General features: G+C 53.5%; 27 protein-coding genes. All 27 read right to left on the bottom strand.

Features of this window, described 5'->3' with window-relative positions:
- Nucleotides 1-284, bottom strand: a 284-nt coding sequence (locus tag ACETWG_09395; GenBank protein MFB0516799.1) for a restriction endonuclease subunit M, incomplete at its 3' end; no start/stop codon positions are given.
- Between the two features lie 197 nt (nucleotides 285-481).
- Entirely contained in the window at nucleotides 482-1621 is a 1140-nt protein-coding gene (locus tag ACETWG_09390; GenBank protein ID MFB0516798.1) for a glycoside hydrolase family 10 protein, read from the bottom strand.
- A 76-nt stretch (nucleotides 1622-1697) separates the two neighbouring features.
- Nucleotides 1698-2123: a 50S ribosomal protein L17 gene (rplQ, locus tag ACETWG_09385; protein MFB0516797.1), complete on the bottom strand. Its 426-nt coding sequence runs from the start codon at nucleotides 2121-2123 to the stop codon at nucleotides 1698-1700.
- A gap of 16 nt (nucleotides 2124-2139) precedes the next feature.
- The gene (locus tag ACETWG_09380) at nucleotides 2140-3105 is read right to left on the bottom strand and encodes a DNA-directed RNA polymerase subunit alpha (GenBank protein ID MFB0516796.1); all 966 of its coding nucleotides are present in this window, start codon (nucleotides 3103-3105) and stop codon (nucleotides 2140-2142) included.
- 22 nt (nucleotides 3106-3127) lie between these two features.
- Nucleotides 3128-3739, bottom strand: coding sequence for a 30S ribosomal protein S4 (gene rpsD / locus ACETWG_09375; protein ID MFB0516795.1), 612 nt, complete (start codon nucleotides 3737-3739; stop codon nucleotides 3128-3130).
- Between the two features lie 16 nt (nucleotides 3740-3755).
- Entirely contained in the window at nucleotides 3756-4148 is a 393-nt protein-coding gene (gene rpsK, locus ACETWG_09370; protein ID MFB0516794.1) for a 30S ribosomal protein S11, read from the bottom strand.
- Between the two features lie 41 nt (nucleotides 4149-4189).
- On the bottom strand, nucleotides 4190-4555 hold the full coding sequence (gene rpsM, locus ACETWG_09365; protein MFB0516793.1) for a 30S ribosomal protein S13: 366 nt from the start codon (nucleotides 4553-4555) through the stop codon (nucleotides 4190-4192).
- 32 nt (nucleotides 4556-4587) lie between these two features.
- A complete protein-coding gene (gene rpmJ / locus ACETWG_09360; GenBank protein MFB0516792.1) occupies nucleotides 4588-4701 on the bottom strand; it encodes a 50S ribosomal protein L36 in 114 nt (37 codons plus the stop codon).
- Nucleotides 4702-4724: 23 nt separating this feature from the next.
- Nucleotides 4725-4943 carry a translation initiation factor IF-1 gene (gene infA, locus ACETWG_09355; protein MFB0516791.1) on the bottom strand — a complete coding sequence of 73 codons (219 nt, stop codon included), beginning with the start codon at nucleotides 4941-4943 and terminating at the stop codon, nucleotides 4725-4727.
- 4 nt (nucleotides 4944-4947) lie between these two features.
- The gene (gene map, locus ACETWG_09350; GenBank protein ID MFB0516790.1) at nucleotides 4948-5703 is read right to left on the bottom strand and encodes a type I methionyl aminopeptidase; all 756 of its coding nucleotides are present in this window, start codon (nucleotides 5701-5703) and stop codon (nucleotides 4948-4950) included.
- Nucleotides 5704-5718: 15 nt separating this feature from the next.
- Nucleotides 5719-7044, bottom strand: a complete 1326-nt coding sequence (secY, locus tag ACETWG_09345; GenBank protein MFB0516789.1) for a preprotein translocase subunit SecY — start codon at nucleotides 7042-7044, stop codon at nucleotides 5719-5721.
- Between the two features lie 14 nt (nucleotides 7045-7058).
- On the bottom strand, nucleotides 7059-7505 hold the full coding sequence (rplO, locus tag ACETWG_09340; protein MFB0516788.1) for a 50S ribosomal protein L15: 447 nt from the start codon (nucleotides 7503-7505) through the stop codon (nucleotides 7059-7061).
- Entirely contained in the window at nucleotides 7502-7693 is a 192-nt protein-coding gene (rpmD, locus tag ACETWG_09335) for a 50S ribosomal protein L30 (GenBank protein MFB0516787.1), read from the bottom strand. Before rpmD ends, rplO begins: the two co-directional genes overlap by 4 nt.
- Nucleotides 7693-8193, bottom strand: coding sequence for a 30S ribosomal protein S5 (gene rpsE / locus ACETWG_09330; protein MFB0516786.1), 501 nt, complete (start codon nucleotides 8191-8193; stop codon nucleotides 7693-7695). The genes rpmD and rpsE overlap by 1 nt, the downstream gene beginning before the upstream one ends.
- An 11-nt stretch (nucleotides 8194-8204) precedes the next feature.
- Nucleotides 8205-8579: a 50S ribosomal protein L18 gene (gene rplR / locus ACETWG_09325; GenBank protein ID MFB0516785.1), complete on the bottom strand. Its 375-nt coding sequence runs from the start codon at nucleotides 8577-8579 to the stop codon at nucleotides 8205-8207.
- 8 nt (nucleotides 8580-8587) lie between these two features.
- Entirely contained in the window at nucleotides 8588-9136 is a 549-nt protein-coding gene (gene rplF / locus ACETWG_09320) for a 50S ribosomal protein L6 (GenBank protein ID MFB0516784.1), read from the bottom strand.
- Between the two features lie 6 nt (nucleotides 9137-9142).
- Nucleotides 9143-9541 (bottom strand): 30S ribosomal protein S8, encoded by a 399-nt coding sequence (gene rpsH, locus ACETWG_09315; GenBank protein MFB0516783.1) that lies wholly within the window; start codon nucleotides 9539-9541, stop codon nucleotides 9143-9145.
- A gap of 8 nt (nucleotides 9542-9549) precedes the next feature.
- Nucleotides 9550-9735 carry a type Z 30S ribosomal protein S14 gene (locus ACETWG_09310; GenBank protein MFB0516782.1) on the bottom strand — a complete coding sequence of 62 codons (186 nt, stop codon included), beginning with the start codon at nucleotides 9733-9735 and terminating at the stop codon, nucleotides 9550-9552.
- A complete protein-coding gene (gene rplE / locus ACETWG_09305; protein ID MFB0516781.1) occupies nucleotides 9735-10352 on the bottom strand; it encodes a 50S ribosomal protein L5 in 618 nt (205 codons plus the stop codon). Before rplE ends, ACETWG_09310 begins: the two co-directional genes overlap by 1 nt.
- Nucleotides 10353-10360: 8 nt before the next feature.
- Nucleotides 10361-10669, bottom strand: a complete 309-nt coding sequence (gene rplX, locus ACETWG_09300; protein ID MFB0516780.1) for a 50S ribosomal protein L24 — start codon at nucleotides 10667-10669, stop codon at nucleotides 10361-10363.
- A 2-nt stretch (nucleotides 10670-10671) separates the two neighbouring features.
- Complete coding sequence (gene rplN / locus ACETWG_09295) at nucleotides 10672-11040, bottom strand: 50S ribosomal protein L14 (GenBank protein ID MFB0516779.1); 369 nt, start codon at nucleotides 11038-11040, stop codon at nucleotides 10672-10674.
- A complete protein-coding gene (rpsQ, locus tag ACETWG_09290) occupies nucleotides 11037-11321 on the bottom strand; it encodes a 30S ribosomal protein S17 (protein ID MFB0516778.1) in 285 nt (94 codons plus the stop codon). The genes rplN and rpsQ overlap by 4 nt, the downstream gene beginning before the upstream one ends.
- A gap of 3 nt (nucleotides 11322-11324) precedes the next feature.
- Nucleotides 11325-11537, bottom strand: coding sequence for a 50S ribosomal protein L29 (rpmC, locus tag ACETWG_09285; GenBank protein MFB0516777.1), 213 nt, complete (start codon nucleotides 11535-11537; stop codon nucleotides 11325-11327).
- The gene (gene rplP / locus ACETWG_09280; GenBank protein MFB0516776.1) at nucleotides 11534-11953 is read right to left on the bottom strand and encodes a 50S ribosomal protein L16; all 420 of its coding nucleotides are present in this window, start codon (nucleotides 11951-11953) and stop codon (nucleotides 11534-11536) included. The genes rpmC and rplP overlap by 4 nt, the downstream gene beginning before the upstream one ends.
- Nucleotides 11954-11955: 2 nt before the next feature.
- Nucleotides 11956-12603, bottom strand: coding sequence for a 30S ribosomal protein S3 (gene rpsC / locus ACETWG_09275; protein ID MFB0516775.1), 648 nt, complete (start codon nucleotides 12601-12603; stop codon nucleotides 11956-11958).
- 22 nt (nucleotides 12604-12625) lie between these two features.
- Nucleotides 12626-12973: a 50S ribosomal protein L22 gene (gene rplV / locus ACETWG_09270; protein ID MFB0516774.1), complete on the bottom strand. Its 348-nt coding sequence runs from the start codon at nucleotides 12971-12973 to the stop codon at nucleotides 12626-12628.
- A gap of 2 nt (nucleotides 12974-12975) precedes the next feature.
- Nucleotides 12976-13100, bottom strand: a 125-nt coding sequence (locus tag ACETWG_09265; protein MFB0516773.1) for a ribosomal protein S19 family protein, incomplete at its 5' end; no start/stop codon positions are given.

Genomic DNA, 13100 nt, shown 5'->3' with positions numbered 1-13100 from the left:
GACGGCTTCTTGGCCTCCAGGAAGAACTTGCGCGTCCCGCCGACGCGGAAGCAGTAGTCCGGCGCCTTGTGCGCCCCGCCCACCCGGATCGCGTCCTCGTGCACCACGTCCTTGTAGGCCTCCGCGTTCCCCGCCTCGTTGTAGATGTCCCACCCCAGCGCCTTGAAAAGCGGATCGATAAATTCCACCCGCACCTGGGATTCAAGGTAGGCCCCCGAGCGGTAGGCCTCCCGGTTGCGCTCGAAGCGCTCGATCAGTTCCAGAACGACCTCAGGGGCTGCCATGGCGTCTAACTATAGTTTACAATCAATCGGTGTTCAACCGCCAAGGTTACGGCATTACAACAGGTTGTTCAATATAAAACCTGCCCTGAGTCCCGAACTCTGGGTCGGGATCGAAGCTTGCCCTGAGCTATGCCCTGAACCAGTTGAAGGGTCAGTCGAGGGGGGCCTGTCCTGAGCTAGCCGAAGGGCCCTGGTGTCTACCGGAGCACCTCCAGGATGGGCCCGAACCGGGCCAGGTTGACCTTATAGACGTCGTAAGAGAAGACACAGATGCCCTTGAAGCCGTACAGCCGGGCGGCCCGGATCTTTTCCGCCGTGGCCGGGGCGTCCTGGTTATAGGTGGCCACGCCCATAATCACCCGCTTGCGCATACGCTCCGCAAGCGAGTCGGAAATAACGGTCAGATTCGCCATGTACTCATCGAAGTCAGGGATGTAGTTCATAGGGAGGGCGTAGTCGAGGATTCCATTCCGGAGCCACTGCAGCCAGTCCTGGTAATATTTATGGCGCGCCACATTAGGGTTCGGCTTTACCGCCGCTGTGAGCAGCACCTCTTTGCCGCTAAGGGTGATGACCGCATGCAGGGCCGTAATCAGATCGGTAACCTTCTGGCGGCGATAGTCATTCCAGCTCTTCAACTTCTCGTCCTGAGCCTGCTCCAGTCCGCTATCCGCCGCTAGATTTGAAAGGGTGTTTATATCCCTGGGATCAAAGCCGTATCGGCTGCGGAACACCCCTAATCCCTCCTCATTGTAGCCGTATTCTATGTCCGGAAAGCGGCAGTAGTCCAGGTGAAGGCCATCGATGCTGTAATTCAGGAGAAGCTCCGTAAAGACGGCCTGGAGGTATTCGTTGACCTCCGGATGAATCGGCGAGAGGAAGATCCCCTCAAAGGAGCTGTTCCTGGGAGCGCCCAGATCGATATCTACATGGGCATCTCCCATAGCATCCACTTCCAGCCACTCGGCATGCATCCGATAGATATGGTTGCCAGCTTCAGGAGGTACCCGGGCAGACCAGAGCAGGTAAGTGGTCACCCAGGCGTGAACGTTCAAGCCCAGCTCATGTCCCCGTGTGACCGCATACGCCAGCGGATCGAACCGGCTGTCACGAACAAGGGGACTCTTGGGAACCAGTAGCGAGTTGTAATAGGCATCGCCCCGGCCCCTCACCTGGACAAAGACATGGTTAAAACCGCTTTCCCGGGCGAAAGTGAGGGCCGCCTCAATCTCCTCCTGGTCCACCATACTCTCCCGCACAATCCACAGGCCTTTGATCAACAGGGGTTCCAGTTCATCACCAAGGACTCCGGTGAGTGATACAAAAAAGGTAGCCACTACAGCTACCTTCCAGAACCTGGGGAGGGGGGTTTCCAAGAATTCGCCGCTGACTATGATCCTGCCAAACGCCGCCTTAAGCTTTGGATTTCTTCTCGCGTTTGGGTTTCTCTTCGGTAGTTTCCACCGGGGCGGGAGCAATGTCTACCAACTCAATCAAGGAGATCGGCGCCCGGTCGTTGGTGCGGTTACCGAGCTTGGTGATCCGGGTGTAGCCACCGGGTCGGTCAGCCATCCGCGGCGCAATCTCGTTGAAGAGGATAGACGTGACCATCTGACCATGCTTCCCGGGCAATGCTTTCAATACCTGCCGGCGAGCGTGAAGGGTACCCTGCTTGGCGAAGGTAACCAGGGGTTCTATAAAAGCGCGCAGTTCCTTGGCTTTGGCATCGGTCGTCTGAATTCGCTTATGGATAACCAGTGCGCAGGCCAGGTTACGCATGAGAGCTTGACGGTGGCTGGCGGTGCGGTTGAGCTTTCGACCCCTTTTCAGATGTCGCATGGCGCCTCCGACGCAGCTAATTCTCAATGAGGCTGGATGCAATTCTCATACCGAAATAGAGCCCCATCTCACCCAACTTCTCTTGTAGCTCGGTAAGAGACTTGCGCCCGAAGTTCTTAAACTTGAGCATCTCGTTCTCTTCCTTGGTCACCAGTTCATAGATAGTCTTAATACCGGCAGCCTGCAGACAGTTATGGCTACGGACCGACAGTTCCATCTCGTCGATGCTCTTCTTCAGCAGGGCACGCAGCTGGATGTCCCTATCATTGATTTTATCTTCCACCTCAGCGATAGGGGCCGACTCCTCAAAGGTGAAAATATCAGCCAGCCCGCGAAGCAACATAGCTGCATAGTTCACGGCATCCTTGGGAGTGGTGGAGCCATCGGTGTGAACATCCAGGGTAAGGCGTTCTTCCTGGATCTTTGAGGCCGGCAGAGGCCGTACATCGAAAGTCACGGATGTCACCGAGTTATATATGGCATCCAGAAAGATAGTACCAATGGGGGCATCGGGGAACTTGTTGGTCTCGGCGGCGACATATCCCTTGCCCCGGCTAACACGAACTTCAATCTTGACCTCTTTCTCACCGTTTAGGGTGCAGATTTCCAGATCAGGGTTGAGAACCTCGAATTGGTCCGTCTCCTTACCTATTACGCCAGCCTTGATGGAACCTTCACCAGACAGTACCACGGTTACTGGATCAGGCTTCAATTCATTCAGTTTAAACCTTACCTGCTTAAGGTTCAGTATGATGTCAGCCATATCCTCAATTATGCCTGAAACCGTGGAGAATTCATGGAGCACACCATCTATTTTAATGGAGGTAATAGCAGCGCCGGGGATGGCGGTCAGTAGTATCCGACGCATAGCATTCCCAAGGGTGATTCCATAGCCTCGTTCCAGGGGCTCTACGACAAGGGTCGCATGGCGGTCGTCATGCTCCTGAATTTTCAGATCGTACTGATTATTCTTACCAGCCATTCAAACTTCCTTCCCGCATACGTTACTTGGAATACAACTCCACCACGAGTTGCTCATTTACCTCTTCCGGTATCTCATTGCGTTGGGGCTTGGCTAAAAAAACGCCGGTGAGCTTGCCCTTGTCCAAATCGAGCCAGGGCATTTGATTGTCATCGGTAATGCGCCGCATTGCATTGTGGACGATTCCCATTCTCTTGCTCTTTTCCCGGACCTTGATCACATCACCCGGCTTAAGCTGATAGGAGGGAATATTGACCACTCTATCGTTAACCAGGAAGTGTTTGTGATTGACCATCTGGCGGGCAGCTCGCCGCGTGGACGCGAAACCCAAACGGTAAAGGGTATTATCCAGACGCGACTCCAACATGGTCAATAGGTTATGCCCCGTTGGACCACCCTGAGCCGCCGCCTTCCGGAAATAGTTTCTGAACTGGCGCTCAAGGAGGCCATATAAATGCTTCATCCGTTGCTTCTCACGCAGCTGGAGTCCGTAAGTGGACATTTTCCGCCGAAGGGTATTGCCATGTTGCCCGGGAGGATAATTCTTCTTCGGTGAGGCAAATTTGGACGGTTCAAAGACAGGATAGTCCAATCGCCGGACGACTTTACCTCGTGGTCCCAGGTACTTTGCCATTGCTTCAGATATCCCCCTATACTCTACGACGTTTTGGCGGACGACAGCCGTTATGCGGTATGGGCGTTACATCTTTGATAGCGCTGATATCCAGGCCCGCCACCTGCAGTGAACGAATGGCGGCCTCCCGCCCACCCCCTGGTCCTTTGACCCGAACCTCTACGGTGGTCAAGCCCAGGTCCATCGCTTCCTTGGCGGCTTGCAGAGCCGCTTGCTGGGCAGCGAAGGGGGTGCTTTTGCGGGAGCCCTTGAACCCGCTGGTACCGCCGCTGGCCCACGAAATGACATTGCCGTACCTGTTCGTCAGCGTGACGATGGTATTGTTGAAGTTGGCCTTAATATGGGCAATGCCCTCAGGCTCTACCAGGACTTTCTTTTTCTTCTTGCGTCCCGTTGGTCTTGCTGGCAAAGTTTTTCAGCTCCTTCTGCGCTATGCTTGTACTGAGCGCATTACTTGCGAGTGCCAATTCCACGCTTGCGCCCTTTCCGGGTGCGCGCGTTGGTATGGGTCCGCTGACCATGGACCGGCAGACCGCGCCGGTGGCGCAGGCCCCGATAGCAGCCAATATCCATGAGGCGCTTGATATTCATGTTCACTTCCGTGCGCAGCTCACCTTCCACCTTGTGCTTTTCGGCAATGAGGTTACGAATCGCTACTACTTGCTGCTCAGTAAGATCGCGGACCGGGGTGCTGAAGGGTACCTCGGCTTCTGCGAGAATCTGGCGTGAACGCGAATGGCCAATACCATAGATATGGGGCAGCGCATATTCCACAGACTTGTTGCGGGGTAGGTCTACCCCGGCAATTCGAGCCATAGGCTATTGTCCTCCCCTCAGTTGACGGACTTTCATCCCTGCCGCTGCTTGTGTCGCCCATGGACGCAGATCACCCGCACTACACCTCCGCGGCGAATCACCTTGCATTTCGAACAGATCTTTTTCACCGATGCCCGTACTTTCATCACTCTCCTCGTCAATATGGCGTCTACTTATAACGGTAGATGATCCGCCCTCGGGTCAAATCGTACGGCGAGAGCTCGACCGTGACCGTGTCCCCCGGCAAAATCTTGATGAAATGCATCCGCATCTTGCCGGAGACGTGGGCCAAGACCTCGTGACCATTCTCCAGACGCACTCTAAAGGTGGCGTTGGGAAGCGTCTTCACGATAGTGCCGTCTACCTGGATTCCCTTTTCTTTTACCATAACGTTAGACTGTTTCGTACTCCGTTAACACCTCCGGACCATTCGGGGTTATAACGATAGTATGTTCAAAATGTGCCGAAGGCTTTCCATCCACGGTGCATACGGTCCAACCATCATCCTGCGTGTACACATCTTTGCTACCCATGTTGATCATCGGCTCAATAGCCAGGCACATGCCTTCCCGCAAGATGGCGCCAAATCCCGGTCGCCCGAAGTTGGGGATTTGGGGTTCCTCATGCAAACAGGTACCGACGCCATGCCCCACCAACTCTCGTACCACACCAAAGCCCGCACTTTCAGCATGTTGCTGTACGGCATTGCCAATATCTCCAACGGCACTACCCGCTACCGCCGCCTCGATGCCCAGGTCAAGGCATTCCCTCGTTCTGGTCATCAGCCGTTGGTGAGTCTCATCGACCTGGCCAATAGCGAACGTGCGCGCGTGGTCGCCATAATAGCCATCCTTTAGCGCCCCCACATCGATACTGACTATCTGGCCCTCCTCCAGAGGGGTGTTATCAGGTATCCCGTGGACCACCTCATCCTCAACGGAAACACACAAGGTAGCCGGATAGCCATACAGCCCCTTAAAGCCCGGCTCCGCCTTTTGGTTCCGAATGTATTTCTCGGCAGCGACGTCAAGCTCTTGCGGGGTAATGCCAGGCTTGATCATGGCCGCTATTAACTGGAGCGTTTCAGCAACGATGCGGCAACTCTGTCGAATCTTGTCGACTTCCCGTGGGCTGCGTACGTGGATCATAGGGCTCTTTAGCGACTAGAAGCGCCGGCGCCCCCTAATCCGGCCGCTTTTCAAAAATCCATCATAGTGCCGCATCAACAGATGACTCTCAATCTGTTGAAGGGTATCCAATCCGACACCCACAACAATCAGAAGGCTGGTCCCCCCAAAGAAACTTGCCAGATCGTAATTAATCCCCGTGGCTTTCATCAGCACATAGGGGAAAATGGCTACCAGCGCCAGGAAAATTGAACCAGGCAGGGTAACGCGGGTCAGAATGTTGTCAATAAACTCAGCAGTTTTTTTACCCGGCCGAACCCCAGGGATAAAACCACCCTGCTTCTTCATATTATCCGCCACCTCCACCGGGTTAAAGGCGATGGCGGTATAAAAATAAGTGAAAAAAATAATTATAATCCCAAATATGATCCAGTAGATGGGATGGTAGATGGAGAAAAAGCTCATTAAGCCTTGGATAAACACACTTTCCCGGAAAGCGGTTCCTAATGTGCTGGGGATGAACATGATGGCCTGGGCGAAGATAATCGGCATCACGCCGGCCGTATTGATTCGCAGTGGGATATGAGTGGTCTGGCCCCCATAGACTTTACGTCCCACCACACGCTTGGCATATTGGACCGGAATTCGCCTGGTACCCTGAGTCAGACCCACCACCAATCCTACGATGATGATCATGATGCCAAGAAGGATGACATCCAGAAGTATGTTCCGCAGTTGTTGGTTGATCAGGGTTATTTCCGTGAGCAGTACATTCGGTGCCCGTGAGAGAATCCCCACCATGATAATGAGAGAAATACCGTTGCCGATACCGTGTTCGGTGATCTGCTCCCCGAGCCACATGATAAAGATAGTCCCGGTGACAATGGTTAGAACCGTCATCATCTGGAATCCGATGCCGGGATTAAGGACCACATTCCCAACGGGAGTATCCAATCCTTGGAGTAAGTGAGCCACACTATAGGCCTGGATAGCCGATATCGCCACGGTCCCATAGCGAGTCAGCTGAGTGATTTTCCTGCGACCTTCTTCGCCCTCCTTCTGCAAGCGTTGGAAATAGGGTACGACAGCTCCCATGAGTTGAATGATGATGGAGGCGGTGATGTAGGGCATAATCCCCAGGGCGAACACGGTAGCCTGGGCAAAGGCTCCCCCGCTGAACATATCGTACAGCCCCAACAGGGTATTGGCGAAGCCCTGCATGGCGGCAGCCAACGCTTCGCTATTGATGCCCGGTATGGGTACATGAGCGCCAATTCGAAAGACAAATAGTAGTGCCAAAGTGAATAGGATACGCCGTCGCAGCTCGGGGATCTTGAAACTGGTAGTAAATTTTTCGATCATCAGGCGACTGTTCCCTAAGATAGAACCACTATCTTCCCACCGGACTTTTCGACCTTCTCCCTTGCTGTACGGCTGAATTGATGAGCGGCCACCTCAACGGCACCCGACAGCTCACCATCACCCAGCACCTTCACCGGTATGTCCTTCCGCTTGATGATACCCCGTTCCTGCAAGATCGCCGGGTCTACCTTATCCAGGTTCAGGTTGGCGATGGTCTCGAGGTTTACGGTCTGCATTTCTGATCGGAAGCGGTCGTTGGAGAATCCGCGCTTGGGGATCCGACGCTGGAGGGGCATCTGGCCCCCTTCATACCAGGCTGGCCGCTTGGAGCCAGACCGTGAATGCCATCCTTTCTGTCCGCGCCCAGCTGTCTTTCCCAGTCCTGAGGCACGCCCGCGGCCACGCCGCTTACGACCACACCGCGAGCCCCTGGACGGCTTCAGCGGGATAATGGGGCTCATACCTCTTCTACCTCCACCAGGTGCCGAACCCGTGCGATCATACCGCGAATCGCCGGATTATCGGGTTTCATTACCGTCTGATGCATCCGGTGAATACCCAGGGCCCGGAGATTATCCTTAGTTCGGCGAGCATAGCCGATACCACTCTTAATCTGCGTAATCTTCAGTTTTTTCGCCTTGCCCACCATTAGCCGAATAGCTCCTTCACCGATATTCCCCGCTTGCGAGCTACTGCAATAGCATCCTTCATCGATTGGAGAGCCTTGACTGTTGCCCGGACGACATTGAGAGCATTGGTTGATCCAGTGCACTTAGTCAGTACGTCGGTATAACCGGCTTGTTCGAGGACCGCCCGTATCGGCGCACTGGCTATAAGACCGGTACCCGGAGCCGCTGGTTTTAGCATTACCTTGCTGGCACCGAACTTAGTCGTCATCGCGTGGGGCAGCGTGCCATTAATCACCGGCACTCTGAACAGGTTCTTCTTGGCATTCTCGCGAGCCTTTCCGATAGCAGCAGCCACTTCGTTGGCCTTGCCGAACCCGATACCCACGTGGCCTTGGCCATCCCCCACAGCCACAATAGCATTGAAACCGAACCTCCGACCACCGGTGACCACCTTCGCTACCCGGTTGACACGGATGAGACTCTCTTCTTTAAGATCCAATTCTGTTGGATTAATCGCCATATCAAGACCAATTAAAAATTCAAGCCGCCTTCACGAGCCCCGTCTGCAAACGCCTTAACTCTACCGTGATAAAGATAAGAGCCGCGGTCGAAGACCACATCCTTGATTTTCTTCTTCGCTGCCCGGCGACCGAGCACAAGGCCGATTCGCTTGGCCACATCCGTCTTGTTAGTGCCCGTTCGCACCTCATCAGCAAGGGCATTTTCAACGCTGGAGGCAGATACCAGAGTACGGCCGGCCAGATCATCCACTACCTGTCCGGTAATATGCTTAGCCGAGCGGGTAACCACCAACCGTGGTTTACCGGCATAGCGGTCAATCTTGCTTTTCACCCGTAGTCGCCGGCGCCGCTGCAGCTCCAGCTTCTTTGTATGGGACTTTATCATAGCCCTAATTAAACCTTCGCACTGACGGTCTTTCCAGCCTTGCGGCGGATGACTTCATCATGATAGTGCACCCCTTTGCCCTTATATGGTTCAGGCTTGCGCAGGGATCGAATTTTCGCAGCCACCTGTCCTACTAGCTGCCGATCAATTCCCCTCACCACTACGGATGTGTTCTTATTGGTTACCTCCAGTTCAATCCCCGGCGGTGCTTGGAAGTAAATAGGATGCGAAAAACCCAGGTGGAGCAGTACATTTAAACCTTTCTGCTCGGCCGTGAAGCCAATGCCTACTAAGTTCAGCTGCTTGGAAAAGCCGCTGCTCACACCCTGAACCATATTGGCCAATAATGCGCGGGTCAGGCCGTGCAGGGCCCGATGGTACTTCTCATCAGAAGCTCTAGTCACCAAGAGCTCCCCATTCTGCTGGGTGACAGAGACTCCTTTTTCATAGGTGTATGAAAGATTCCCCTTCGGCCCCTTAATCGTAATCCGACGATCGCCAATCTCGACGGTAACCCCTTCTGGCAAAGAGATAGGTTGCTTACCGATACGCGACATAAGGCTTTACCATACGTGACATAGAACTTCACCACCCACATTCAGACGGCGGGCTATTTTATCGGAAACCACCCCTTTAGAGGTGGTGAGAATAGCGATCCCCAATCCCTCCCTGACCCGGGGTAGATTATTTACATCAGTGTATACCCGGCGACCAGGACGGCTAATGCGCCTGATCCCTTCAATCACTGGCTCACCTTTGGGATCATAGTTGAGAAAGATACGGAGCATTCCCTGTTTGTCATCGGCTACCAGTATAAAATCCCGGATGAAATGTTCTTCCTTTAAAATCAGGCAAATCCGCTTCTTAAGATTGGAGGAGGGGACATCCACCCAACGCTTGACTGCCTTTTGTGCGTTTCGAATCCTGGTAAGTAGATCGGCAATAGGATCAGACATGGATATCTAAACTCCTACCAACTGGCCTTGGTAATGCCGGGAATGACACCCTGCAACGCCATCTCCCGGAAACAGATCCGGCACAATCCGAACTTCCGCAAGTAACTCCGTGAACGACCACAATTGGTGCAGCGGTTGTACTGCTGAGTTGAAAACTTGGGTTCCTTCTTGGATTTGACAATCAATGCTTTGCGCGCCACTACGTTGTCACTCCTTCAGTGGGCGGTTGGGCCGCGGGCCGGGGACGAAACGGGAAACCGAAGGCCCAAAGCAGCTCATAGGCTTCTTCATCTGTATTGGCGGTCGTTACCACGATGATATCCATACCCCGGATTTTGTCTATCTTGTCGTAGTCAATCTCCGGGAAAATGATCTGTTCATCTATTCCAAAGCTATAGTTACCCCGGCCGTCAAAGGACCGATTCGACAGGCCCCGAAAATCCCTGATACGGGGCACGGCCAAGCTTAAAAGGCGATCCAAGAAATCATACATGCGCTCTCCCCGGAGAGTAACTTTGGCACCCACAGGATCACCGGCCCGGATCTTAAAGTTGGAGATGGGCCTCTTAGCGTAGGTCACCACGGCCTTCTGCCCGCTGATAACCGCCAGATCTTCCAAGGCACTCCTGAGCATATTGGCATCTTCTTTGGCACCGCCGAGTCCCATGTTCAGGATAATCTTCTCAAGCCGCGGTACCTGCCAAATGTTCTTGTATCCAACACGCTTTTGAAGCGCAGGAATGATCTCTTCCCGGTACAGCTGCTTCAGCCGTGGGACATAGTCATTCTCGCTACGCGTAGCTTTGGCCTTTGCCATCATTAGACTTACTCATTAACCGTTTCGCCCACTTTCTTGGCGAACCTTACTTTCCTGCCGTCTTCCAGACGCGTATAACCCACGCGTGTGGGAGTGTTACTTACTATCAGCATCAGGTTGGAGAGGTGAACTGATGCCTCGCGCTCGATGATCCCGCCCTGGGGATTGGTCTGGGTCGGCCGGGAATGGCGTTTGATATAGTTGATGCCTTCTACGATAGCCCGATTCCGTTTGGGAAAAACCTTGAGAACCTTGCCAGTCTTCCCACGGTAGTTTCCCGAAATAACTCTGACAGTATCACCTTTTTTGATTTTCATTTTCAGATTACCTCAGGGGCTAATGATATGATTTTCATGTATCTTTTATCCCGCAGCTCTCTGGCCACCGGACCGAAAACACGGGTCCCTCGGGGTTCTAAAACCTGATTGAGCAACACGGCGGCATTTTCATCAAAACGGATGTAGGAGCCGTCAGACCGGCGAACCTCTTTTTTAGTCCGTACCACCACCGCCTTCGATTTCTCACCCTTTTTCACCATACCACCAGGTATGGCGGACTTGACCGTCACCACGATCAGGTCCCCTATACTGGCATAGCGGCGGTGCGATCCACCGAGCACCCGGATACACAACACCTCTTTGGCACCGGTGTTGTCTGCCACTTTCAACCGCGATTCCTGCTGGATCACACCTCAACCTCAACTTCAGCACCGGTAACAGATTGAGTCACTTCTAGTACTCGCCAACGCTTGAGCTTGCTCAGCGGCCTGGAGGCTTCGATGATCACCTGATCTCCCACCTGGCAGATATTCTCCCCATCATGGGCATAATACTTTTTGGTCCTGGTCACGTACTTTTTATATACAGGGTGAGCGAACCGACGGACTACCCGGACAACAGCCGTTTTGTCCATTTTGTTGCTTACTACCTCGCCGGTCAGTCGCCTTCGAGTGGAGTGGCTCGTCACCATTGGCTACCCTGCTTTCTCCACTCGATGTCCAAGTTCATATTCCCGTAACATCGTCTTGATGCGGGCAATCTCGCGACGAGTTCGGCGAATTTCATGGGACTTCTCCAACTGTTGCAGCGCTTTCTGGAATCGTTGGTTGGTCAGTTCGGCTTCTTTTTCCTGGAGGTGCTTGCGCAGGTCATCCACCGACATAGCTAATAGTTCTTCCCGGATCACGTCGCTGCCTCCCTGCGGGTAACCATCCTGGTTTTAACTGGCAATTTATGCGCGCAGAGTCGGAATGCTTCTGCTGCCAGTTCTTCGCTAACACCCTCAATCTCAAAAAGAATCCGGCCCGGCTTCACTACACAGACCCAATACTCGGGCGCCCCCTTACCCTTGCCCATGCGGGTCTCAGCAGGCTTCTGAGTGATAGTCTTGTCTGGAAAGATGCGGATCCACATGCGGCCAAACTTCCGAATTTTTCGAGCAATGGCGATACGACCGGATTCAATCTGCCGGCTCGTAATCCACCCATTCTCCAACGCCTTCAGGCCATACGTGCCGAAAGCAACGGCATCACCCCGTGAAGCCATTCCCTTCCGGTTACCTCTATGGGGCTTGCGAAACTTGACTTTTCGAGGTGCCAGCATATCTAACTTTTAAACATAGCGCTTTTTGAGGCCATCTCGCCGTTACAGATCCATACCTTGACACCGATTTTACCGTACGTGGTGTTTGCTTCCACCATGGCATAGTCGATATCTGCCCGCAGGGTATGTAAGGGCACACGCCCCTCTCTGAACGTCTCGGTGCGGCTCATTTCCGCACCACCTAGCCGGCCTGCGAGACAAATTCGGATGCCCTCAGCACCCATGCGCATCGTAGATTGGATGGACTTCTTAGCAGCCCGACGGAAAGAAATCTTCTTGACCAATTGTTGGGCAATACTCTCACCAACCAAACGAGCATCCAGCTCAGGTCGTTTAACTTCACTCACGTTCAGCTGTACTTCCTTCCCCACGAGGCGATGTATTTCACTTCGGAGCCGTTCCACTTCTTCCCCACCTCGGCCAATGACAATTCCAGGACGACTGGTGTGAATGGTGATCGTGACCTTTTTCGGGGTTCTACTGATCTCCATTCTGGAGACGCCAGCATTGCTCGTGCGATGCTGGATATATCGACGCAGGATGATGTCCTCATTCAGCTTGTCGGCGAAATCCTGTTCGTCAAACCAGGTAGACAGCCAGGTCTTATTGATCCCTAGTCGGAACCCAATCGGATTGGTTTTCTGCCCCACTGCCTTCGCTCCCGCTCTTGCCTCAGGATCCCTTTTCTGCTACGATTACCGTCAGGTGACTGGTTCGTTTGAGGATCCGAGTTGCACGGCCCATGGCTCGCGCCCGCCAGCGTTTGAAAGTAGGGCCGGCATCGACATAAGCCGATTTCACATACAGGTTGTCTACATCCACTTCCTTGGCCTCCGGAGCATTCATGACGTTAGCAATGGCTGAATGAAGGGCCTTTTCAATGAACTCAGAGGCTTTGGTAGGAGAAAAATGAAGCACATTCAAGGCGTAATTCACGTCCTGCCCCCGAACCAGATTCAACACCCGGTTGATCTTGCGGTGTGACTGACGGAGATAGCGCGCTCTGGCTTTACCTTCCATCTCTATCGAATCTTCTTCTTATCGGCATGGCCCCGAAAAATTCGCGTGGGAGCAAACTCCCCAAGCTTGTGGCCAACCATATTTTCCGATACGAACACCGGGATGAACTTGTTGCCATTATGGACAG

This window comes from Candidatus Neomarinimicrobiota bacterium (assembly GCA_041862535.1).
GTDB lineage: Bacteria > Fidelibacterota > Marinisomatia > SCGC-AAA003-L08 > TS1B11.
This window is presented reverse-complemented; position numbering and strand designations above follow the sequence as displayed.